The 19,918-nt window shown below is 63.8% G+C and carries 26 protein-coding genes; 2 read left to right on the forward strand and 24 right to left on the reverse strand.

Translation table 11 applies throughout. The features are described from left to right. Nucleotides 1-23 precede the first annotated feature (23 nt). Both J8I26_RS18100 and J8I26_RS18105 read left to right on the forward strand, forming a co-directional pair. Nucleotides 24-1,205: a Do family serine endopeptidase gene (locus tag J8I26_RS18100; RefSeq protein WP_209608495.1), complete on the forward strand. Its 1,182-nt coding sequence runs from the start codon at nt 24-26 to the stop codon at nt 1,203-1,205. A gap of 91 nt (nt 1,206-1,296) precedes the next feature. Continuing rightward, on the forward strand, nt 1,297-1,986 hold the full coding sequence (locus J8I26_RS18105; protein ID WP_209608576.1) for a DUF2461 domain-containing protein: 690 nt from the start codon (nt 1,297-1,299) through the stop codon (nt 1,984-1,986). A 110-nt stretch (nt 1,987-2,096) separates the two neighbouring features. Here the strand turns inward: J8I26_RS18105 and tatC are convergent, their stop codons facing one another. From tatC to J8I26_RS18225, 24 genes are all read right to left on the reverse strand, one after another. Beyond that, nucleotides 2,097-2,870 carry a twin-arginine translocase subunit TatC gene (tatC, locus tag J8I26_RS18110; RefSeq protein ID WP_209608496.1) on the reverse strand — a complete coding sequence of 258 codons (774 nt, stop codon included), beginning with the start codon at nt 2,868-2,870 and terminating at the stop codon, nt 2,097-2,099. A gap of 42 nt (nt 2,871-2,912) precedes the next feature. After that, complete coding sequence (tatB, locus tag J8I26_RS18115; RefSeq protein WP_209608497.1) at nt 2,913-3,437, reverse strand: Sec-independent protein translocase protein TatB; 525 nt, start codon at nt 3,435-3,437, stop codon at nt 2,913-2,915. Nucleotides 3,438-3,593: 156 nt separating this feature from the next. Further along, nucleotides 3,594-3,806 (reverse strand): Sec-independent protein translocase subunit TatA, encoded by a 213-nt coding sequence (gene tatA / locus J8I26_RS18120; protein ID WP_209608498.1) that lies wholly within the window; start codon nt 3,804-3,806, stop codon nt 3,594-3,596. 76 nt (nt 3,807-3,882) lie between these two features. Further along, nucleotides 3,883-4,263, reverse strand: coding sequence for a histidine triad nucleotide-binding protein (locus tag J8I26_RS18125; RefSeq protein WP_209608499.1), 381 nt, complete (start codon nt 4,261-4,263; stop codon nt 3,883-3,885). A gap of 36 nt (nt 4,264-4,299) precedes the next feature. Beyond that, nucleotides 4,300-4,638, reverse strand: coding sequence for a phosphoribosyl-ATP diphosphatase (locus J8I26_RS18130; protein WP_209608500.1), 339 nt, complete (start codon nt 4,636-4,638; stop codon nt 4,300-4,302). Then, nucleotides 4,635-5,153 (reverse strand): phosphoribosyl-AMP cyclohydrolase, encoded by a 519-nt coding sequence (gene hisI / locus J8I26_RS18135; RefSeq protein WP_209608501.1) that lies wholly within the window; start codon nt 5,151-5,153, stop codon nt 4,635-4,637. Before hisI ends, J8I26_RS18130 begins: the two co-directional genes overlap by 4 nt. After that, the gene (gene hisF, locus J8I26_RS18140; protein ID WP_209608502.1) at nt 5,150-5,914 is read right to left on the reverse strand and encodes an imidazole glycerol phosphate synthase subunit HisF; all 765 of its coding nucleotides are present in this window, start codon (nt 5,912-5,914) and stop codon (nt 5,150-5,152) included. The genes hisI and hisF overlap by 4 nt, the downstream gene beginning before the upstream one ends. A gap of 13 nt (nt 5,915-5,927) precedes the next feature. Next, complete coding sequence (gene hisA, locus J8I26_RS18145; protein WP_209608503.1) at nt 5,928-6,725, reverse strand: 1-(5-phosphoribosyl)-5-[(5-phosphoribosylamino)methylideneamino]imidazole-4-carboxamide isomerase; 798 nt, start codon at nt 6,723-6,725, stop codon at nt 5,928-5,930. 71 nt (nt 6,726-6,796) lie between these two features. Further along, on the reverse strand, nt 6,797-7,435 hold the full coding sequence (hisH, locus tag J8I26_RS18150) for an imidazole glycerol phosphate synthase subunit HisH (protein ID WP_209608504.1): 639 nt from the start codon (nt 7,433-7,435) through the stop codon (nt 6,797-6,799). Nucleotides 7,436-7,480: 45 nt separating this feature from the next. Next, a complete protein-coding gene (gene hisB, locus J8I26_RS18155; RefSeq protein ID WP_209608505.1) occupies nt 7,481-8,077 on the reverse strand; it encodes an imidazoleglycerol-phosphate dehydratase HisB in 597 nt (198 codons plus the stop codon). Nucleotides 8,078-8,140: 63 nt separating this feature from the next. Further along, entirely contained in the window at nt 8,141-9,253 is a 1,113-nt protein-coding gene (hisC, locus tag J8I26_RS18160; protein ID WP_209608506.1) for a histidinol-phosphate transaminase, read from the reverse strand. Continuing rightward, nucleotides 9,234-10,046, reverse strand: coding sequence for a site-specific DNA-methyltransferase (locus J8I26_RS18165; RefSeq protein ID WP_209608507.1), 813 nt, complete (start codon nt 10,044-10,046; stop codon nt 9,234-9,236). Before J8I26_RS18165 ends, hisC begins: the two co-directional genes overlap by 20 nt. A gap of 4 nt (nt 10,047-10,050) precedes the next feature. After that, nucleotides 10,051-11,364, reverse strand: a complete 1,314-nt coding sequence (hisD, locus tag J8I26_RS18170; RefSeq protein WP_209608508.1) for a histidinol dehydrogenase — start codon at nt 11,362-11,364, stop codon at nt 10,051-10,053. A gap of 71 nt (nt 11,365-11,435) precedes the next feature. Further along, the gene (hisG, locus tag J8I26_RS18175; protein ID WP_209608509.1) at nt 11,436-12,083 is read right to left on the reverse strand and encodes an ATP phosphoribosyltransferase; all 648 of its coding nucleotides are present in this window, start codon (nt 12,081-12,083) and stop codon (nt 11,436-11,438) included. 21 nt (nt 12,084-12,104) lie between these two features. Further along, complete coding sequence (gene murA / locus J8I26_RS18180; protein WP_209608510.1) at nt 12,105-13,355, reverse strand: UDP-N-acetylglucosamine 1-carboxyvinyltransferase; 1,251 nt, start codon at nt 13,353-13,355, stop codon at nt 12,105-12,107. 10 nt (nt 13,356-13,365) lie between these two features. Next, nucleotides 13,366-13,602 (reverse strand): BolA family protein, encoded by a 237-nt coding sequence (locus J8I26_RS18185; RefSeq protein ID WP_079218094.1) that lies wholly within the window; start codon nt 13,600-13,602, stop codon nt 13,366-13,368. A 53-nt stretch (nt 13,603-13,655) separates the two neighbouring features. Beyond that, nucleotides 13,656-14,420, reverse strand: a complete 765-nt coding sequence (locus tag J8I26_RS18190) for an ABC transporter permease (protein ID WP_209608511.1) — start codon at nt 14,418-14,420, stop codon at nt 13,656-13,658. Next, nucleotides 14,417-15,328 (reverse strand): ABC transporter ATP-binding protein, encoded by a 912-nt coding sequence (locus tag J8I26_RS18195; RefSeq protein ID WP_209608512.1) that lies wholly within the window; start codon nt 15,326-15,328, stop codon nt 14,417-14,419. The genes J8I26_RS18190 and J8I26_RS18195 overlap by 4 nt, the downstream gene beginning before the upstream one ends. Nucleotides 15,329-15,686: 358 nt before the next feature. Continuing rightward, nucleotides 15,687-15,995 (reverse strand): STAS domain-containing protein, encoded by a 309-nt coding sequence (locus tag J8I26_RS18200; protein WP_209608513.1) that lies wholly within the window; start codon nt 15,993-15,995, stop codon nt 15,687-15,689. A 31-nt stretch (nt 15,996-16,026) separates the two neighbouring features. Then, nucleotides 16,027-16,662, reverse strand: a complete 636-nt coding sequence (locus J8I26_RS18205) for an ABC transporter substrate-binding protein (protein WP_209608514.1) — start codon at nt 16,660-16,662, stop codon at nt 16,027-16,029. A 184-nt stretch (nt 16,663-16,846) separates the two neighbouring features. After that, nucleotides 16,847-17,563 carry a VacJ family lipoprotein gene (locus J8I26_RS18210; protein WP_209608515.1) on the reverse strand — a complete coding sequence of 239 codons (717 nt, stop codon included), beginning with the start codon at nt 17,561-17,563 and terminating at the stop codon, nt 16,847-16,849. Beyond that, the gene (gene mlaD, locus J8I26_RS18215) at nt 17,563-18,036 is read right to left on the reverse strand and encodes an outer membrane lipid asymmetry maintenance protein MlaD (RefSeq protein WP_209608516.1); all 474 of its coding nucleotides are present in this window, start codon (nt 18,034-18,036) and stop codon (nt 17,563-17,565) included. The genes J8I26_RS18210 and mlaD overlap by 1 nt, the downstream gene beginning before the upstream one ends. Nucleotides 18,037-18,106: 70 nt before the next feature. Beyond that, nucleotides 18,107-18,874: a lipid asymmetry maintenance ABC transporter permease subunit MlaE gene (gene mlaE, locus J8I26_RS18220; protein ID WP_209608517.1), complete on the reverse strand. Its 768-nt coding sequence runs from the start codon at nt 18,872-18,874 to the stop codon at nt 18,107-18,109. Next, nucleotides 18,871-19,674 carry an ABC transporter ATP-binding protein gene (locus J8I26_RS18225; protein WP_209608518.1) on the reverse strand — a complete coding sequence of 268 codons (804 nt, stop codon included), beginning with the start codon at nt 19,672-19,674 and terminating at the stop codon, nt 18,871-18,873. The genes mlaE and J8I26_RS18225 overlap by 4 nt, the downstream gene beginning before the upstream one ends. Between the last annotated feature and the right edge of the window lie 244 nt (nt 19,675-19,918).

Genomic DNA, 19,918 nt, shown 5'->3' on the forward strand with positions numbered 1-19,918 from the left:
AATACTGATTTCAAAAATTTCATATGCGACGTTTATGGCTGTTGTTTGCCCAAACCGTGACGATTGGTTTGGCGTTGTGGTTCATTGTAGCGACCTTGAAGCCCGACTGGACCTCCGGCAGCTTCAGCTCGCGCGCAAGGCCGGCGCAATCCACCGTGCAGATGCAGGAGGCAACGCCGGACGCGCCCGCGCTCAACTCCTACCGCCACGCCGCGCGCCAGGCGATGCCGTCGGTGGTCAACATCTTCACCACCACCGAGGCGCGTCCGCAGAAGAGCCCGTTCCAGAACGACCCCTTCTTCCGCAAATTCTTCGGCGACCAGTTCGACGAGCAGCAGCAGGATGACAAGCAATCCAGCCTGGGCTCGGGCGTGATTGTCAGCCCGCAGGGCTACATCCTGACCAACAACCACGTGGTCGAGGCGGCCGACCAGATTGAAGTGGCCCTGGCCGACGGCCGCAAGGCCAGCGCCAAGGTGGTCGGCATCGATCCCGAGACCGACCTCGCCGTGATCAAGATCGACCTGCCCAACCTGCCCGCCATCACCCTCGGCCACCCGGAAAACAGCTCCGTGGGCGACGTGGTGCTGGCCATCGGCAACCCGTTCGGCGTGGGCCAGACCGTGACCATGGGCATCGTCTCGGCGCTGGGCCGCAATCACCTGGGCATCAACACGTTCGAGAACTTCATCCAGACCGATGCCGCCATCAATCCCGGCAACTCCGGCGGCGCGCTAGTCGACACCAACGGCAACCTGCTGGGCATCAATACCGCGATCTACTCGCGCACCGGCGGCAACCTGGGCATCGGCTTCGCGATCCCGATGTCGACCGCCAAGACCGTGATGGAAGCCATCATCAGCAACGGCCAGGTGGTGCGCGGCTGGATCGGCGTCGAGCCGCAGGACATCACGCCCGAACTGGCGGAGAGCTTCGGCCTGGGCAAGAAGACCGGCGCCATCATCGCCGGCGTTCTCAAGGGCGGCCCGGCCGACCGCGCCGGCATGAAGCCGGGCGACATCCTGGTCAGCATCGAAGGCAAGCCGGTGGCCGACACCACCGAAATGCTCAACGTGATCGCACAGCTGACGCCGGGCCAGAACATCAGCATGACGGTGCTGCGCAAATCGCAGGAAACCAAGCTGACCATCACCGTAGGCAAGCGTCCGCCGCCGCCCAAGAACGACGAAAGCGACGAAGAGTAACTGGCGCTAGAATGCGATTTGCAGCGGCCCCGCCTCCGGGGCCGCTTTCATTTGACCGCATAGCGCGGCCATGACAAGGAGATCGAACGACATGCACGTGCGCGACCTGATCCAGTTCCTGGGTGAACTGTCCGAAAACAACAACCGCGCCTGGTTCGTGATGAACAAGCCGCGCTACGACATCCTGCGCGAGGAATTCCTGGCGCTGACCATCAAGCTGATCGCCGAGATCAGCAAGTTCGATCCGGCCATCGCCGGCTGCAATCCGAAGAAAGCCTTATTCCGCATCAACCGCGACATGCGCTTCTCCCACGACAAGAGCCCGTACAAGACCCACTTCTCCGCGGCCATCACCGCCAGCGGCCTGAAAAAGCCCAGCCAGGGCGGCGGTCCGGCCTATTACTTCCACATCGACGCCGAGGGCAAGCTGCTGATCGCCGGCGGCGAATACATGCCGCCGCCGGATCGCCTTCGCGCCATCCGCACCCGCGTGATCGACGATGCGACCGGCTTCACCAAGATGCGCAAGAACAAGAAGCTGGCCGGCACCTACGGCGACCTGCAGGAAGAAGGCAAGCTGGTGCGCCCGCCCAAGGGCTTCGATCCGGACAGCCCCAACATTGAATACGTGAAGCTGAAGAGCTTCATCGTCTGGACCGAGACCAGCATCAAGAAGAAGATTCCGGCCGACCTGGGCGGCGACGTGCTGGCCGGCTTCAAGGATGCTTATCCGCTGGTGCAGTGGCTGCGCGATATCCCGTTGCTGCCGGTGGAGGAGTAAGACCCCGGTCGTCGCATCCGTCTTGCGACGACGATCTGCGCCAATGAAAAAGCCCGCTCATGGCGGGCTTTTTTACGTCTGCGTCAGCAGCTGTGACGCTTAAGGAGCAATCAGTCTGAGGACGTCGAACCGGCTTCCTCCGGCGCGCGCGTGGCGCGCTCGAAGATCGGGGCAATCAGCAGGCCGACTTCATACAACAACACCAGCGGCACTGCCAGCATCAGCTGGCTCATGATGTCCGGCGGCGTCACCACGGCGGCGATCACGAAGGCGCCGACGATCACGTAGGGGCGAATCTGCTTCAACTTGGCCAGCGGCACCAGGCCCATGCGCACCAGCACGATCACGATCACCGGCACCTCGAAGGTCACGCCGAAGGCCACGAACATGGTCAGCACGAAGTCAACGTAGCTGTCGATGTCCGGCGCCACCGAGACCGACTTGGGCGCGAAGTTGTTGATGAACGGGAACACCACGCCGAACACGAAGAAGTAGCAGAACGCCACGCCGATGATGAACAGCACCGACGAGGAAATCACCAGCGGCGCGATCAGGCGCTTCTCGTGCGCATACAGGCCGGGAGCGACGAAGGCCCACAGCTGGTACAGCACCCACGGCAGCGAGATCAGCAGCGCCACCAGCATGGTGACCTTGATCGGGATCAGGAAGGGCGTGATGACGCCGGTGGCGATCATCTTGCTGCCGGCCGGCAGCGCGTGGATCATCGGCGCGGCCAGCACGTCGAAGATGTGGGCCGCGAAGGGCATCATGCACAGGAACACCACCAGCACCACCGCAGCCGCCTTGACGATGCGGCTGCGCAATTCGATCAGGTGCGAGATGAAGGTGTCTTCAGTGCTGGCCTGGTTGTTTTCTTCAGCCATGGATTTGCGGCGTTGAGATGAGTGGGACGCGATGCGCCGGGATTAAAAGAAGCCGGCCGATTTGCTGGCAGTGATCGGGCGGTATTTGGCCACTCGTGCCGAGGCCGAGATGACGCGCGTCTTGCGCCCGCTCTGGTGCTTGTACCAGGACGGCACCGCCGAGGTGCGCGCCAGCTTCTTGCGGCGGAAGGCCTTGGCCTTGATCGACAGCAGGTCGGCGTTGGGCGTGCGCTTCCAGCTGTCGGCGCCGGCGCTGGCGCTGTCGGAAGTGGAGGAGTCGTCGCCGCCATTCCAGGCATCGTTGATCGAGGCCTCGGTGTCGGACACGCTCTTGTGGATGCTGCCCGAGACATCGCTGGCGGCCTGCTCCACGTCCTTTTGCATCTTGCGCAGCTCGTCCAGCTCGATCTCGCGGCTGACTTCCGACTTGACGTCGTTGATGTAGCGCTGTGCGCGACCGAACAGCGTGCCGGCCATGCGCGCCACCTTGGGCAGGCGCTCGGGGCCGATCACGACCAGCGCGACCACGCCGATCAAGGCCAGCTTGGAAAGGCCAATATCAATCATGAGTCTGTGAGAGCCTGTGTGGCGTTAAAGAATGAATCTGGACGAAAGAGGACTGAGAAGCACCGGCGCCGCGGCGCCGGGCAAGCGCCGGCCGCAAGGCCGGCGCCCGAATCTGGAGCGGCCCGCCGCACTCCCCCGCAGGCGGGCGCTGCTTGATCAGCTGCCGGACTTGTCTTTTTCCTTGGCCTGCACGTCGATGGCCTGGTCTTTCTTTTCTTCCTCGGCGCCCTCACCACCCTTGACGCCGTCCTTGAAGCCCTTGACTGCCTTGCCCAGGTCGGAACCCATGTTGCCGAGCTTCTTGGTGCCGAAGACCAGCATCACGATCACCAGAACAATCAGCCAATGCCAAATACTGAACGAACCCATTCTATTCTCCTAAGCGGACATCCCTGCCCTGTGTAAAAACGTTTCCCTGTTGTCGCCGTCCGCACGCGCGGACTTGTCATTGTTGCACGAACCTGACGCGCCACGGGTGCGGCCCGCCGATCACATGCATATGCAGATGGTACACCTCCTGCCCACCGTCCGGTCCGGTGTTGAACAGGGTCTTGAAGCCGCCGCTGCGATTGCCATCGGCGTCGAGCTGGTAGCCGCAGCCCTGCTCGGCGGCCAGCTTGGGCGCCAGCGCGGCCATCTTGCCCAGCAGCAGGGTGTCTTCAGGGCCGCATTCCGACAGCGTCGGGATGTGCTTGCGCGGCACGATCAGGAAATGCACCGGCGCGGCCGGGTTGATGTCATGGAAAGCGATCACGTCGTCGTCTTCGTAGACCTTCTTGGACGGGATCTCGCCGGCGGCGATCTTACAGAAAATGCAATTATCCAAAACCGTTCTCCTGCGTGGGGGTGGTGTGGTGCCTGCTCAGTCCTTGCGCGCGGCCTTTTCGTCGAGGCCGGACAGTCCCTCGCGGCGTGCCAGTTCGTTGAGCACGTCTTGCGGCTGAAGGTCGAACTGGGCCAGCAGCACCATCGAATGGAACCAGAGGTCGGCGCACTCGTAGAGCACCTTGGACTTGTCGCCCGAAACGCGGGCGTCCTTGGCGGCCATCACGGTTTCAGTGGCTTCTTCGCCGATCTTCTTCAGGATGGCGTCGTCGCCCTTGGAAAACAGCTTGGCAACGTACGATTTTTCGGGATTGCCGCCGTTGGCCAGCTTGCGCGACTCGATGACTTCGGCCAGCCGCTTCAGGGTTTCACTCATGATGGGGTCTTGTCTGTATCGGCCGGCTTGGAGGCGGCGCTCTTGCGCACGCGCTTGGGCTTGTCGGCCTTCTCGGTCTTCTCAGCTTTTTCGCTCTTGCCGGCAGGCGCGCCGCCGGCGCCAGGCGCCAGGTCCTTCAGCACCGGTTCCACGGTCTGCCATTCGCCGTTGTCGGCGCTGCCTTCGAACTTCTGGAAGAAGCAGGAATGGCGGCCGGTGTGGCAGGCGATGCCGGCCACCTGCTCGACCTTGAGCAGCACCACGTCTTCGTCGCAGTCCAGGCGGATCTCATGCACCTTCTGGAAGTGGCCGGACTCCTCGCCCTTGTGCCACAGCTTCTTGCGCGAGCGGCTCCAATACACGGCCTGGCCGATTTCAACGGTCTTGGCCAGCGCCTCGCGGTTCATCCAGGCGAACATCAGCACGTCGTTGGTGCCGACTTCCTGGGCGATCACCGGCACCAGGCCGACTTCGTCCCATTTGACCTTGTTCAGCCACTTGGCGCTGATGCTCATGCCAGCCTCATGGAAATGTTCTGGTCGGCCATGAAGCGCTTGGCTTCCTGCACGGTGTGCTGGCCATAGTGGAAGATGCTGGCCGCCAGCACGGCGTCAGCCTTGCCCTTGGTCACGCCGTCGGCCAGGTCCTGCAGGCCGCCGACACCGCCCGAGGCGATCACCGGGATACTGACGGCTTCCGACACGGCGCGCGTCAAACCCAGGTCGAAACCGCTCTTGGTGCCGTCGCGGTCCATGCTGGTCAGCAGAATCTCGCCGGCGCCCAGGCGCGCCATGTTGCGCGCCCATTCAACCGCGTCCAGGCCGGTGGCCTTGCGCCCGCCATGGGTGTAGACCTCCCACTTGCCCTCGCCCACGCGCTTGGCGTCGATCGCCACCACGATGCACTGCGATCCGTATTTGCCGGCGGCATCAGCCACCAACTGCGGATTGGTCACGGCGGAGGTGTTGATGCCGACCTTGTCGGCGCCGGCGTTCAACAAGCGGCGCACGTCGTCGACGGCGCGCACGCCGCCGCCGACCGTCAGCGGAATGAAGACCTGCGAGGCCACCGCCTCGATGATGTCGAGAATCAGGTCGCGATCATCGGAGGAGGCGGTGATGTCGAGGAAGGTCAGCTCGTCGGCGCCCTGCTCATCATAGCGGCGCGCGATCTCGACCGGGTCGCCGGCGTCGCGCAGCTCGAGGAAGTTGACGCCCTTGACGACGCGACCGGCGGTCACGTCCAGGCAAGGGATGATGCGTTTTGCGAGAGCCATGTCGAGCCGCCTTTTATTCGCCGCCGTTGATGCGATTGGCTTCCAGCGCGCGGGTCAGTTCATCGGCGCGGTCCTGGCCGCTGGAGAGATCCAGCGTGCCTTCGTAGATGGAGCGGCCGCAGATGACGGCTTCGATGCCCTCGTCCTCGACCTTGCACAGCGCTTCCACGTCGTGGATGTTGTGCACGCCGCCGGAGGCGATGATGGGGATCGACACCGCCTGCGCCAGGCGCACGGTGGCTTCGATGTTCACGCCGCCCATCATGCCGTCACGGCCGATGTCGGTGTAGACGATGGCTTCGCAGCCGTAGCCTTCGAACTTCTGCGCCAGGTCGATCACTTCGTGGCCGGACAGCTTGCTCCAGCCGTCGGTGGCGACCTTGCCGTCCTTGGCGTCCAGGCCGACGATGATCTGGCCCGGGAAGGCGCTGCAGGCGTCGTGCAGGAAGCCGGGGTTCTTCACCGCGGCGGTGCCGATGATGATGTAAGACAGGCCGTCGTCCAGATAGCGTTCGATGGTATCGAGGTCACGGATGCCGCCGCCCAGCTGGACGGGGATCTCTTCGACATCGTTCTCCTCGGCGAACTCGGCGACCACCTTCAGGATGGACTTCACGGCAGCCTCGTTCTTGGGCTTGCCGGCGAAGGCGCCGTTCAGGTCGACCAGATGCAGGCGGCGGGCGCCTTGCTTCAGCCAGTGCAGGGCCATTTCCGCCGGATCTTCGGAAAACACGGTGGCTTGTTCCATATCGCCTTGTTTGAGGCGGACGCAATGACCGTCTTTCAGGTCGATGGCGGGTATCAGCAGCATGGCTACGGTATGACTAGTCAGTTAAAGGTGGATGACGGCCTTGCGGCCGGCTCTTGCCTGAATGGCAAAAATCAAGGCTTCCAGTGTACGAAATTCCGATACAGCTGCAAACCCGCGGAGGCACTTTTTTCCGGGTGGAACTGGGTTGCAAAGATGTTATCCCGAGCCACTGCGCAGGCGAAGTCGCGGCCGTACGGCGTCTCGCCGACGACATGCGCGCCCTCGGCCGGCACGGCGTAAAAACTGTGCACGAAATAGAAGTAGGCGTTGTCGGCGATGTCTTCCCACAGCGGATGGCGGGCCGTCTGGCGCACGTGGTTCCAGCCCATCTGCGGCACCTTGTACAGCGAGCCGTCGTCCTGGCTCACGCCTTCGAGCTGGAAGCGCACCACTTTGCCGGGCAGCAGGCCCAGGCCGGGTGTGTCGCCCTCTTCGCTCCAGTCGAACAGCATCTGCTCGCCCACGCATACGCCGAACAGCGGCTTGCTGCGGGATGCCTCGATGACGGCCTCCTGCAGTCCCGACTCGCGCAGGCAGCGCATGCAATCGGGCATGGCGCCCTGGCCGGGCAGCACCACGCGATCGGCCGCGCGGATGTCGGCGACCTCGCCGGAAATGCGCACGTCGGCCTCGGGCGCGACATGACGCAGGGCCTGCGCCACCGAGCGCAGATTGCCCATGCCGTAATCCACTACAACGATTTTATTCATAGCTAAGATGGCGGCGCGCCGGTGCGCGCCCGGAAAACCAGATGATTACAAGCTGCCCTTGGTGGACGGAATGGTGCCCGCGGCGCGCGCGTCGAGCTCGACGGCCATGCGCAGCGCACGGCCGAAGGCCTTGAACACGGTCTCGCATTGGTGGTGCGCATTGACGCCGCGCAGGTTGTCCACGTGCAGGGTGACCTGCGCATGGTTGACGAAACCGTGGAAGAACTCGCTGGTCAGGTCGACGTCGAAGGCGCCGATCATGGAGCGGGTGAACGGAATGTGGTACTCCAGGCCGGGACGGCCGGAGAAGTCGATCACCACGCGCGACAGCGCCTCGTCCAGCGGGACGTAGGCGTGGCCATAGCGGCGGATGCCCTTCTTGTCGCCGATGGCCTTGGCGAAGGCCATGCCCAGAGTGATGCCCACGTCTTCCACCGTGTGGTGCGCGTCGATGTGCAGGTCGCCCTTGGCCTGGATGTCCAGGTCGATCAGGCCGTGGCGGGCGATCTGGTCCAGCATGTGGTCGAGGAAAGGCACGCCGGTGTCGAGCGACTGCTTGCCGGTTCCGTCAAGGTTGATCGCAACGCGGATCTGCGTCTCGTTGGTGTTGCGGACGACTTCCGCGGTTCTCGGTGTAGACATGGTCAGGGTAAAGCGGGATTCAAACGTTTGGGATTGTGCCTAGATGCTTGCCGAAGCGCGCTTTTACAACTCTTCCAGCGCCCCCTGCAGGGCAGCCAGGAATGCGGCGTTTTCTTGTTCTGTGCTGACGGTAATACGCAAACAGTTTTGCAGCAATGCATGCATTTTACCGGCATTTTTGACCAGCACCTTACGTGCGACCAATGCGGCGAAAACTTTCTCGGCATCCGGGACGCGGATCAGCACGAAATTGGCGGCCGACGGGAATACCTCCACCCCGTCCAGTGCCGCCAGCTGCGCCGTCAGCGCGGTGCGCGCGCGGCACAGCTGCGCCGCCTGCGCTTGCAGCGTGTCCAGGTGCTCCAGCACGAACAGCGCGGCGGCCTCAGTCAGCACATTGATGTTGTACGGCGGGCGCACCTTGTCGAATTCGCGCAACAGGGCCGGCGCGGCCGCCATGTAACCCAGGCGGATGCCGGCCAGGCCCAGCTTGGAGACGGTGCGCATCACCACCAGATTGTTGAATTGCGGCAATGCCGACATCAGCGAAGCGTCGGCGAACGGCTGATAGGCCTCGTCCACCACCACCAGTCCGTAGGGCGCGGCGGCCTCGACGATGCGCAGCACGTCGGCGGCGTCGAACAAAGTGCCGGTGGGATTGTTGGGGTAAGACAGATAAGTGATGACCGGGCGATGCAGCGCCATCGCCGCCAGCATGGCCGGCAAATCCAGCGTGAGGTCGGCGCGCAGCGGCACGCCGACGTATTCAAGGCCGGCGACCTGGGCCGATATCTGGTACATCACGAAGCTGGGCTCGGGCGACAGCACCTTGCGCCCCGGCATGCTGCAAGCCTGCGAGAGCATGGAAATCAGCTCGTCCGAACCGTTGCCGAGCAACACGTCATAGCCTGCAGGCACATCGAGCTTGCTGCAGATTTCCTGCTTCAGGCGCGTGTAGCTCGGCACCGGATAGCGGTTCAGCGGCGCCTGCGCCAGCCGACGGCCAAGCTCCTCGCGCAGCGCGGCCGGCAGCTCGTAGGGATTCTCCATCGCGTCCAGCTTGACCATGCCCTGCGCCGACGGCACGTGGTAGGAATGCCAGTCGCGCACCAGCGGGCGGATCACGCCGGCAATCAATTGTTCGCAGGAAGGAAAATCAGCTGGCGACTTGTTCATCAGGTTGGCTCGCAGGTTCCAGCGCGGCCAGGCGCTGGCGGATCAGTTCGCAATAATCGGGATTGAGTTCGAAACCGACGAAATGCCGGCCGCAGCGTCGCGCCGCCACGGCCGTGGTGCCGCTGCCCATGAAGGGATCGAGCACCACGCCGCCCGGCGGGCAGGACGCCTTAACCATGCGCTCCACCACCTCCAGCGGCTTTTGCGTGGGATGGTCGGCGCGCTCCTTGTGTTCGCGGTGCAGGCGCGACACGCTCCACACGTCCTTGGGGTTATAGCCCATCTCCAGCCACTTGGCGCCGACGAAGATGGCGCGCGAGCGGGCCTTCTTGGTCTGCTCGTCGTAAGGGATGCGGATGGCGTCGAGGTCGAAGAAATAATCCTTGGCGCGGGCGAAGAAGCCGATGGTGTCATGCACAGAGGAATAGCGCCGGGTGCTGCCGCCCATGGAGGGCACGCGGCGATCCCAGACGATTTCGTTGAGCATGGTCATGCGCTGCTTCAGCATGACGAAAATCTCCGGCGAATTGCGCCAGGTGAGGAAAATGTAGAGGCTGCCGTTGGCCTTGAGCTTGGGTAGCGCGGCGTCCACCCATTGCTCGGTCCAGGCCAGGTAGGCGGCGGTGTCGAGCTTGTCGGAGTCGTTGCCGTAGTCCTTGCCGAGGCCGTACGGCGGATCGGCGATCAGCAAATCGATGCTGCCGTCGGGAATGCGCTGCAAACCTTGCAGCGCGTCCTCGCAATGCACGCGATCCAGCCAGCCTTCGCCTGCCGAGTCGGAGGCCGCCGTCATCGGATCATTTCAGCCGCAGTTCGGCGGAACGGGCGTGCGCCTGCAAGCCCTCGCCGTAGGCCAGCTCGGCCGCCACGCGACCCAGGGTCTGGGCGCCGGCTTCTGACACGCGGATCACGCTGGAGCGCTTCTGGAAGTCGTACACGCCCAGCGGCGAAGAGAAGCGCGCGGTGCGCGAGGTCGGCAACACGTGGTTGGGACCGGCGCAATAGTCGCCCAGCGACTCGGAGGAGAAACGGCCAAGGAACATGGCGCCGGCGTGACGGATCTTGTCGGCCCACTGCTGCGGTTCTTCGGCGGAGATTTCCAGGTGTTCGGCGGCGATCATGTTGGCGATCTCGCAGGCTTCATCCATGTCGCGCACCTTCACCAGCGCGCCGCGGTCGGTCAGCGAGGTGCGGATCACGTCCTTGCGCGGCATGGCGTCGAGCAGCTTGTTGATCGAGGCTTCCACGCGGGCGATGTAAGCGGCGTCCGGGCACAGCAGGATGGATTGCGCCAGCTCGTCGTGCTCGGCCTGGGAGAACAGGTCCATGGCGATCCAGTCGGGATCGGTGGCGCCGTCGCAGATCACCAGGATCTCCGAGGGGCCGGCAATCATGTCGATGCCGACGATGCCGAATACGCGGCGCTTGGCGGCGGCCACGTAGGCGTTGCCGGGGCCGACGATCTTGTCCACCTGCGGGATGGTCGCGGTGCCGTATGCCAGCGCGCCCACTGCCTGGGCGCCGCCGATGGTGAACACGCGGTCGACGCCGGCGATCGCGGCAGCCGCCAGCACCAGCTCGTTTTGCACGCCGTCCGGGGTCGGCACCACCATGATGACCTCCTGCACGCCGGCCACCTTGGCCGGAATCGCGTTCATCAGCACCGACGACGGGTAAGCGGCCTTGCCGCCCGGCACGTAGATGCCCACGCGATCCAGCGGCGTGACCTTCTGGCCCAGCTCGGTGCCGTCGGCTTCGGTGTACAGGAAGCCGTCGGAACCGCATTCCTTCTTCTGGCGCTCGTGGTAGGCGCGCACGCGGTCAGCCGCTGTCTGCAGCGCCGCGCGGCGCGCTTCGGGCAGGCTGGCCAGCGCCGCCTGCATTGCCTCCTTGCCGATTTCCAGACCGGCCACGGACGCGGCCTGCACGCGGTCGAAGCGCTGGGTGCATTCCAGCACGGCAGCATCGCCGCGCGCCTTCACGTCGGCCAGGATGGTGGCCGCGGCGCGGTCGATGGCTTCGTCCTCGCTGGCTTCGAAGGCCAGCACGGCCGACAGCTTGTCGCGAAAGCCGGCATCGGCGGAGTCGAGTTTTCGGATGGCAATGCTCATGGTGTCACCTGCAAATACAGCGAAATCAATACGGCAAAATCTGTCGGGCTTAAATCGGGCTGAAATCGGGCTTATTTGGCCTTGGCCTTCTCGAACGCGTCGAGAATCGGCTGCAGGCGGTCGCGCTTCAACTTCAGCGCGGCCTGGTTCACCACCAGGCGCGAGGAGATGTCGATGATGTGCTCGACTTCCACCAGCTTGTTGGCGCGCAGCGTGCCGCCGGTGCTGACCAGGTCGACGATGGCGTCCGACAGGCCCACCAGCGGGCCCAGCTCCATCGAGCCGTACAGCTTGATCAGGTCAACGTGCACGCCCTTGGCGGCGAAGTGCTCGCGCGCGGTCTTGACGTACTTGGTCACCACGCGCAGGCGCGCGCCCTGGCGCACCGCGTTGGCGTAGTCGAAGCCTTCCTGCACCGCCACCGACAGGCGGCACTTGGCGATGTTCAGGTCGATCGGCTGGTACAGGCCTTCGCCGCCATGCTCCAGCAGCACGTCCTTGCCGGCCACGCCGAAGTCGGCGGCACCGTATTGCACGTAGGTCGGCACGTCGGAAGCGCGCACGATGATCACGCGCACGTTGGGGTCGTTGGTCGGCAGGATCAGCTTGCGCGAGGACTCCGGATCCTCGGCCACGGTGATGCCGGCCGCCTTGAGCAACGGCAGGGTCTCTTCGAAAATACGGCCCTTGGAAAGCGCCAGCGTCAGTTGTTGGGTCATGTGGTCTGCTTCTTCAGGTGCTTACTTGATGCGCTGGATGTCGGCGCCGATGGCCGACAGCTTGGCTTCCATGCGATCGTAGCCGCGGTCCAGGTGGTAGATGCGCTCCACCACGGTCTCGCCTTCGGCGGCCAGGCCGGCGATCACCAGCGAGGCCGACGCGCGCAGGTCGGTCGCCATCACCGGGGCGCCGTGGAACTTGTCCACGCCCTTGACGATGGCGGTGTTGCCCTCGATGTCGATGGCCGCGCCCAGGCGGTTGAGCTCCTGCACGTGCATGAAGCGGTTCTCGAAGATGGTCTCGGTCACGTGGCTGGTGCCTTCGGCGACGCAATTCAGGGCCATGAACTGGGCCTGCATGTCGGTCGGGAAGCCTGGGTATTCGGTGGTGCGGAAGCTCACCGCCTTGGGACGGCGCGCCATCTGGATGCGGATCCAGTCCTCGCCCGAGGTCAGGATGGCGCCGGCTTCGCGCAGCTTGTCCAGCGCCGCATCCAGCAGGCCGGAGCGGGTACGGCGCAGCGTGACATCGCCGCCGGCGGCAGCCACGGCGCACAGGAAGGTGCCGGTTTCGATACGGTCGGCAATCACCTCATGGGTGGCGCCGTGCAGCTTGTCGACGCCCTGGATCACCAGGCGGTCGGTGCCGATGCCTTCGATCTTGGCGCCCATCTTCACCAGCAGGTGGGCCAGATCGCCCACTTCCGGCTCGCGCGCGGCGTTTTCAAGGATGGTCTCGCCCTCGGCCAGCACCGCTGCCATCAGCAGGTTTTCGGTGCCGGTCACGGTGATCATGTCGGTGACGATGCGCGCGCCCTTCAAGCGCTTGGCCTTGGCGTAGATGTAGCCGCCGTCGATGTGGATCTCGGCGCCCATGGCCTGCATGCCTTTGATGTGCTGGTCCACCGGACGCGAGCCGATGGCGCAGCCGCCCGGCAGCGAGACCTTGGCTTCACCGAAGCGCGCCAGCAGCGGGCCCAGCACCAGGATCGAGGCGCGCATGGTCTTGACCAGCTCGTAGGGCGCTTCCAGCTTGGTGATGTCGTTGCCGTTGAGGATCATCGCATCGCCCTCTTCCTGCACGCGCAGGCCCATCTGCTTCATCAGCTTGGTGATGGTCAGCACATCCTGCAGGTGCGGGACGTTGGTCAGGCGCAGGTCGTCGGCCGTGAGCAGGCCGGCGCACAGGATGGGCAACGCGGCGTTCTTGGCGCCGGAGATGGTGACGTCGCCGGAGAGGCGCTTGCCGCCGCGGATCAGGAGCTTGTCCATGGTTGATGCCTTATTTCTGGAATTCTTCGGGGGTCAGGGTCTTCATCGACAGCGCGTGAATTTCTTCGCGCATGCGGTCGCCCAGCGCAGCGTAGACCAGCTGGTGACGCTGGATCAGGCGCTTGCCGGCGAAGGCGTCGGAGACGATGACGGCGGTAAAGTGCTGGCCGTCGCCTTCGACTTCGATATGCCGGCACTCCAGGCCGGCGACGATGTAGCTTTTGACGAGTTCGGGTGTGGGTAGCATGGTTCGGCTCTTCACTAGGGATTGGGCAGGCGCGGGCTCGTGGAATCAGACAATCAGTGCGAACCGGCGCGCAACTTGTAGCCGCTCTTCAACATGCGCACCGCCAGGGTGGACAACGCCAGGAAGAACACGGCCACGATACCGAGGCTGGTCATGGGGTTGATGTCGGACTGGCCGAAGAACCCGTAGCGAAAGCCATCGATCATATAAAAAAACGGGTTGAAATGCGACACCGCCTGCCAGAACGGGGGCAGCGAGTGTATCGAATAGAACACGCCGGCCAGGAAAGTCAGCGGCACGATCAGGAAATTCTGGAACGCCGCCAGCTGGTCGAACTTCTCGGCCCAGATGCCGGCGATCAGGCCCAGCGTGCCGAGGATGGCCGCGCCCAGCAGCGCGAACACGATAATCCACAGCGGCGCCACGAAGTCCAGGTGGCCGAACCAGGCGGTCACCACGAACACGCCGCCGCCCACCATCAGGCCGCGCACCACGGCCGCCAGCACGTAGCCGCCGAACATTTCCCAGTGCGACAACGGGGTCAGCAGCACGAACACCAGGTTGCCGGTGATCTTGGACTGGATCAGCGAGGACGAGCTGTTGGCGAAGGCGTTCTGCAGCACGCTCATCATCACCAGGCCGGGCACCAGGAAACCGGTGTACTGCACGCCCGGATAGACCTGCACGCGATCCTGCAGCACATGGCCGAAGATCATCAGGTACAGCAGCGCGGTCACGATGGGCGCGGTCACGGTCTGGGTCGCCACTTTCCAGAAGCGCAGGATTTCCTTGTAGAACAGGGTCTGGAATCCGGTCATTTTTCATCTCCCATGATCTGGATGAAGACGTCTTCCAGGTCGGCCTGCTGCAACTGCAGATCGTCGATCTCGGCGCCGGCGGCGCGCAACGTGGCCAGAATGGGTTCGACTTCCTTGTAATCGGTCACGCGCAGCGTGAACTTGTTGCCCGCGAGCAGTTCCTCCGGGTGCGTCACCAGCGCCTTCAAGCCGTCGGGCAAGGCGCCGCTCTTCAGGCGCAGCACCAGCTGCGAGCCCGAGATGCGCTTGATCAGACCTTCGGTGGAGTCCAGCGCCACCACCTTGCCGAACTTCAGCATGGCAATGCGGTTGCACAGCGCCTGCGCCTCTTCCAGATAGTGGGTGGTCAGCACGATGGTGTGGCCTTCGCGGTTCAGGCGGCCGATGAACTGCCACAGCGTCTGGCGCAGCTCGACGTCGACGCCGGCGGTGGGTTCGTCCAGCACGATCACCGGCGGCTTGTGCACCAGCGCCTGGGCCACCAGGACGCGCCGTTTCATGCCGCCGGACAGCGCGCGCATGTTGGTGTCGGCCTTGTTGGTGAGATCCAGGTTCGCCATCACCTCGTCGATCCACTTGTCGTTGTTCTTCAGGCCGAAGTAACCGGACTGCATGCGCAGCGTCTCGCGCACGGTGAAGAAGGGATCGAACACCAGCTCCTGCGGCACCACGCCCAGGTTCATGCGGGCATTGCGGTAGTCGCTGACCACGTCGTGGCCATGGATGGTGACGTTGCCGGAATCGGCGCGGTTGAGCCCGGCGATGATGGAGATCAGCGTGGTCTTGCCGGCCCCGTTGGGGCCCAGCAGACCGAAGAATTCGCCTTCCTCGATCGCCAGCGAAACGCCGCCCAGCGCCTGCAGCGACTGGTAGCGTTTCTTGATGTCATTGATTTGCAAAGCGGCCATTGCCTGCTGCCCGTTCAACTCGTTGCTTGAAAGAAAAATAAGGAAACAGGAAAACGCACTGTCTGCCTCGCCCCGGCATCGCCGACCGCGCCTCGCGCCGGATGGCCGCGGGCGCGGCGCAATGCCGCTGTTGTTGTCGCGCTGTTATCTCTGGATGGTGGGAGGCCCCGGATGCATCACGCTTAATCGGTCTTGCCCGGCCTGGCGGCCGCGTTCAGGGGAGAAAGTCCGGTGGACGAACGCTGTGAAGAAGATCGCAGCGCCTGCAAAAACCAAGGATTATAGGGGAATTCGATTTTCCGGGCCGCGCTGCGCACGTTTGGACAACGCTGCGCAGCGACCGGAATGGCGGACCGGGTCAGTGATGTCGATCGGTCGCGGAGGTGGGGGCCACGGGCGCGCCCGCGGTGACTTCATTGAGCAGCGCGGATACGCCGTAGAGGTCGGCCAGGCTTTGCAGGTTGACCGGCAAGGCGCCGAACGCCAGCGCCACGCCGCGCTGGCGGGCGGAGCGACGCCAGGCCAGCAGGGTGGCGACGGCCGACGAGTCGACCACCGCGACGTTGCTGACGTCGATGCTGGACTGGCCGCCGGCGATGGCCGCCAGGCCGTCCCGCAGGACGGCGCTGGCGTTGTTGACGGTCAGCTGGGCACCGGGCTTGAACATGATGGTCTTTCTGTCGCTGCGCTTAGGCCGATTACTTCTTGTTGGCGCGAGCGGCCAGTTGCTTGTTCTTGTCCGACAGCGCCTTGATCAGGCCGTCGATGCCGCCCTTGTTGATCTCGTTGGCGAAGGTGCCCTTGTAGGCCTCCACCAGCCACGCACCCAGCACGTTGACGTCATACAGCTTCCAGCCGTCGGCCTTCTTTTCCAGGCGGTAGCTCAGCTGGATCGGCTCGCCGCCGCGGGAAGAGATCACTTGCGAATTCACTTCCACTTCGGTGTCGGCCGGCGACGCGCGCAGCGGCTTGAATTCGATCTTCTGGTCGCGCACCTGCGACAGCGCGCCGGAGTAGGTGAACACCAGCAGGCTGCGGAATTCGGTGATCAGCTGCTTTTGCTGTTCCGGGGAAGCCTGGCGCCAGAAACGGCCGGCCGCCAGCTGGGTCATGCGCTCGAAGTCAACATAGGGCAGGATCTTTTGCTCGACCAGCTGCATGATGCGGCCATTGTTGCCGGCCTGGATGTCCTTGTCGCTCTTGGCGGTGTCCAGCACTTCGGAGCTGATGCGCTTGACCAGCGCGTCAGGCGCTTCCTGCGCGGAGGCGGCGCCGGCGAAGGTCAGGGCCGAGAAAGTGGCGGCGATGGCGAAAAATTTGGTGAGCGTCTTCATAGGTCGAGATCCATTCGAGAGAGCGGGAAGCCGCAGCCGCAGGGGCTGCTGTTGCTTCGAAGCCCGCGGAAGGGCGGGGTTCCCGCGCTGTTACAGACAGCAGCGGAAGTTACAGATGGTGCACTACGAGGAAATTTCAAGGCTGCCGCCCGCAACGCAGGCGGGGCGACAGCCGCGATCAGGCTCAGGGCTTGACCGCTTCTTCCTTCTGTTCACGACCGGCGCTGCCGCCGGTGATCTGCGACTGGCGGCGCTGCAGGTAGGCATCGCGCACAAAGTCGTACTTGTCCAGCGCGGCGTCTTCCAGCAGGGTCGACGCATCCAGCAATTGGGCGCGGCGATCCACCACGCGGATCACCGAGCCCACGTTGCGCCAGCGCACCGGACGCTTGTAGGTCCACAGGTCGCCGTACAGGTCGACCGGCAGGCCGGCGGTGTCACGCACGGTGGACGGGCCGAAGAACGGCAGCACCACGTACGGGCCCGAGCCCACGCCCCACTTGCCCAGGGTCTGGCCGAAATCGGATTTCTCGCGCGGCAGGCGGGCTTCGGTCGCCACGTCCAGCACCCCGCCCAGGCCGAAGGTGGTGTTGATGGCCACGCGCATGAAGGTCGACACGCCCTGCTCCACGCGGCCTTGCAGCAGCTGGTTCACCGACGACCACAGGTCGCCGATGTTGCCGAAGAAGTTGCCCACGCCGGTCTGCACCGGGTTCGGCACCACGGTGTCATACGCTTGCGCGGCAGGCTTGAGCGCATAGGTATCGACCGTGTCGTTGAAGCTGAACATCGCGCGGTTGAAGCCTTCCAGCGGATCGCGCGGATTGTTGTTGGTGGAAGCGCAGCCGGTCATGGCCGCGGCTGCCAGCGCGATGGCGCCGATGCGTGCTTTGTTGTTCATTATTTATCGTCCTTTCCCTCTGCCGCCTTGCTGTAGAGGAACTGACCGATCAGGTTCTCCAGCACAATCGCGGATTGTGTCATCTTAATGGTATCTCCGGCCGCCAGGTTAGCAGTGTCGCCTCCCGGTTCGATGCCGATGTATTGTTCACCCAACAAACCCGAGGTCAGGATCTTGGCCGAGCTGTCCTTGGGGAATTTGTAGCCGTCGTCCATATTGATGGAGACCACGGCGCGGAAGGTCTGGTCGTCGAAACGGATCGAATCGACACGGCCCACCACCACGCCGGCGCTCTTGACCGCCGCGCGCGACTTCAGACCGCCGATATTGTCGAAGTTGGCCTTGACGGCATAGGTCTTCTGCCCGAACGACAGCGAGCTCATGTTGCCGGCCTTGAGCGCCAGGAACACCAGCGCCGCCACGCCCAGCAGCACGAAGATTCCAACCCAGGCGTCCAGTGATTTACGTTGCATATCAACCCTTTTTGTTTCATCGGCGCACCCTGCGGCGCGCCCTTATTCTGTCAGTCTTGTTTGCCGGCAATCAGCTGAACATCAGCGCGGTCAGCAGGAAGTCCAGGCCCAGTACCATCAAGGAAGCGATCACCACGGTGCGGGTGGTGGCGCGGGCCACGCCTTCCGGCGTCGGCTGGGCTTCATAGCCCTGGAACAGCGCCACGAAGGTGACCGCGATGCCGAACACCACGCTCTTCAGGACGCCGTTGGCGATGTCGTTCCAGACATCCACGCCGCCCTGCATCTGCGACCAGAACGCGCCTTCGTCGACGCCGATCAGCAGCACGCCGACCACATAGCCGCCGATCACGCCCACGGCGCTGAAGATCGCCGCCAGCACCGGCATGGCGATCACGCCGGCCCAGAAACGCGGCGCCACCACGCGCTGCAGCGGGTTGACGGCCATCATCTCCATCGCCGACAACTGCTCGCCGGCCTTCATCAGGCCGATCTCCGCAGTCAACGAGGTGCCGGCGCGGCCGGCGAACAGCAGCGCCGTCACCACCGGACCCAGCTCGCGCGTCAGCGACAGCGCCACCAGCAAGCCCAGGGCCTGTTCGGAACCATATTTGTTGAGCGTGTAGTACCCCTGCAGACCCAGCACGAAACCGACGAACAGGCCGGACACGGCAATGATCACCAGCGAGTAGTTGCCGATGAAGTGGATCTGGTCGGTGATCAGGCGCGGACGGCGCAGCAGGCCCAGCGAAGCGCCCAGCATGTTGACGAACATGCGCGCGGCAAAGCCGACGCCGACCACGAATTCGCGCACTGCGCGCCCCAGACTGGAGATCATGAGCGCGCTCCCAGACCGAGATCATCGGCCACCGACTTGCCCGGATAGTGGAACGGCACCGGACCGTCCGCTTCGGCATGCACGAACTGCTTCACATAGGGATCGGCCGAAGTGCGCATCTCGTCGGGCGTGCCTTGCGCCACGATCTTGCCGGCCGACAGGAAATACACATAGTCGGCGATCAAGAAGGATTCGTTGACGTCGTGCGACACCAGGATCGAGGTCGATCCCAGCGCATCGTTCAGGCGGCGAATCAGGTTGGCGGTCACGCCCATGGAAATCGGATCGAGGCCGGCGAAGGGCTCGTCGTACATGATCAGCATCGGGTCCAGCGCGATGGTGCGCGCCAGCGCGACGCGGCGGGCCATGCCGCCGGAGATCTCGGCCGGCTTAAGGGCTGCGGCATTGCGCAGGCCCACGGCGTTGAGCTTCATCAGCACCAGGTCGCGGATCAGGTCTTCATCGAGATCGGTATGCTCGCGCAGCGGGAAGGCCACGTTGTCGAACACGGTCATGTCGGTAAACAGCGCGCCGTTCTGGAACAACATGCCCATCTTGCGGCGCAGCAGGTAGAGCTGCTTCGTATTGAGGCCGGGGACGTTCTCGCCATCCACCGCCAGCGTACCCTGCTGCGGATGCAGCTGGCCGCCGATCAGGCGCAGGATCGTGGTCTTGCCCGAGCCCGAACCGCCCATCACCGCCACGACCTTTCCGCGCGGGAAATCCATATGCAGACCGGACAAAATAGGCCGGTCGCCATAGCGGAAATGCAAATCGCGGATTTCTACGATATTAGGCAAAGGGATTTTCTTTGTTTTCTTTGAAAAACGACATTGTAGAGCAAAATTTACAAATCGCTTTCAAGAAGGCAATACAGCGTGTAAATCAATGATGAGGAAAAACGCCGATCTTTACACATAACTACAAATTACGTGGAGATGCAAACCGTTGACAACAAGCGCTTTAGTGACGAATGAGTCAATAAGCGTTCACTTCCACACAAACCCTCGCTAGCGTCGTATCCACGCAACGGTTTTCCCGTCA

The sequence above is a fragment of the Herbaspirillum sp. LeCh32-8 genome (assembly GCF_017814915.1).
GTDB lineage: Bacteria > Pseudomonadota > Gammaproteobacteria > Burkholderiales > Burkholderiaceae_D > Herbaspirillum.

Coding starts and splice junctions, on each gene's coding strand:
- J8I26_RS18100 (WP_209608495.1), top strand. CDS start 24: ATGCGACGTTTATGGCTGTTGTTTGCCCAAACCGTGACGATTGGTTTG.
- J8I26_RS18105 (WP_209608576.1), top strand. CDS start 1,297: ATGCACGTGCGCGACCTGATCCAGTTCCTGGGTGAACTGTCCGAAAAC.
- tatC (WP_209608496.1), bottom strand. CDS start 2,870: ATGGCTGAAGAAAACAACCAGGCCAGCACTGAAGACACCTTCATCTCG.
- tatB (WP_209608497.1), bottom strand. CDS start 3,437: ATGATTGATATTGGCCTTTCCAAGCTGGCCTTGATCGGCGTGGTCGCG.
- tatA (WP_209608498.1), bottom strand. CDS start 3,806: ATGGGTTCGTTCAGTATTTGGCATTGGCTGATTGTTCTGGTGATCGTG.
- J8I26_RS18130 (WP_209608500.1), bottom strand. CDS start 4,638: ATGAGTGAAACCCTGAAGCGGCTGGCCGAAGTCATCGAGTCGCGCAAG.
- hisI (WP_209608501.1), bottom strand. CDS start 5,153: ATGAGCATCAGCGCCAAGTGGCTGAACAAGGTCAAATGGGACGAAGTC.
- hisF (WP_209608502.1), bottom strand. CDS start 5,914: ATGGCTCTCGCAAAACGCATCATCCCTTGCCTGGACGTGACCGCCGGT.
- hisA (WP_209608503.1), bottom strand. CDS start 6,725: ATGCTGCTGATACCCGCCATCGACCTGAAAGACGGTCATTGCGTCCGC.
- hisH (WP_209608504.1), bottom strand. CDS start 7,435: ATGAATAAAATCGTTGTAGTGGATTACGGCATGGGCAATCTGCGCTCG.
- hisB (WP_209608505.1), bottom strand. CDS start 8,077: ATGTCTACACCGAGAACCGCGGAAGTCGTCCGCAACACCAACGAGACG.
- hisC (WP_209608506.1), bottom strand. CDS start 9,253: ATGAACAAGTCGCCAGCTGATTTTCCTTCCTGCGAACAATTGATTGCC.
- J8I26_RS18165 (WP_209608507.1), bottom strand. CDS start 10,046: ATGACGGCGGCCTCCGACTCGGCAGGCGAAGGCTGGCTGGATCGCGTG.
- hisD (WP_209608508.1), bottom strand. CDS start 11,364: ATGAGCATTGCCATCCGAAAACTCGACTCCGCCGATGCCGGCTTTCGC.
- hisG (WP_209608509.1), bottom strand. CDS start 12,083: ATGACCCAACAACTGACGCTGGCGCTTTCCAAGGGCCGTATTTTCGAA.
- murA (WP_209608510.1), bottom strand. CDS start 13,355: ATGGACAAGCTCCTGATCCGCGGCGGCAAGCGCCTCTCCGGCGACGTC.
- J8I26_RS18185 (WP_079218094.1), bottom strand. CDS start 13,602: ATGCTACCCACACCCGAACTCGTCAAAAGCTACATCGTCGCCGGCCTG.
- J8I26_RS18190 (WP_209608511.1), bottom strand. CDS start 14,420: ATGACCGGATTCCAGACCCTGTTCTACAAGGAAATCCTGCGCTTCTGG.
- J8I26_RS18195 (WP_209608512.1), bottom strand. CDS start 15,328: ATGGCCGCTTTGCAAATCAATGACATCAAGAAACGCTACCAGTCGCTG.
- J8I26_RS18200 (WP_209608513.1), bottom strand. CDS start 15,995: ATGTTCAAGCCCGGTGCCCAGCTGACCGTCAACAACGCCAGCGCCGTC.
- J8I26_RS18205 (WP_209608514.1), bottom strand. CDS start 16,662: ATGAAGACGCTCACCAAATTTTTCGCCATCGCCGCCACTTTCTCGGCC.
- J8I26_RS18210 (WP_209608515.1), bottom strand. CDS start 17,563: ATGAACAACAAAGCACGCATCGGCGCCATCGCGCTGGCAGCCGCGGCC.
- mlaD (WP_209608516.1), bottom strand. CDS start 18,036: ATGCAACGTAAATCACTGGACGCCTGGGTTGGAATCTTCGTGCTGCTG.
- mlaE (WP_209608517.1), bottom strand. CDS start 18,874: ATGATCTCCAGTCTGGGGCGCGCAGTGCGCGAATTCGTGGTCGGCGTC.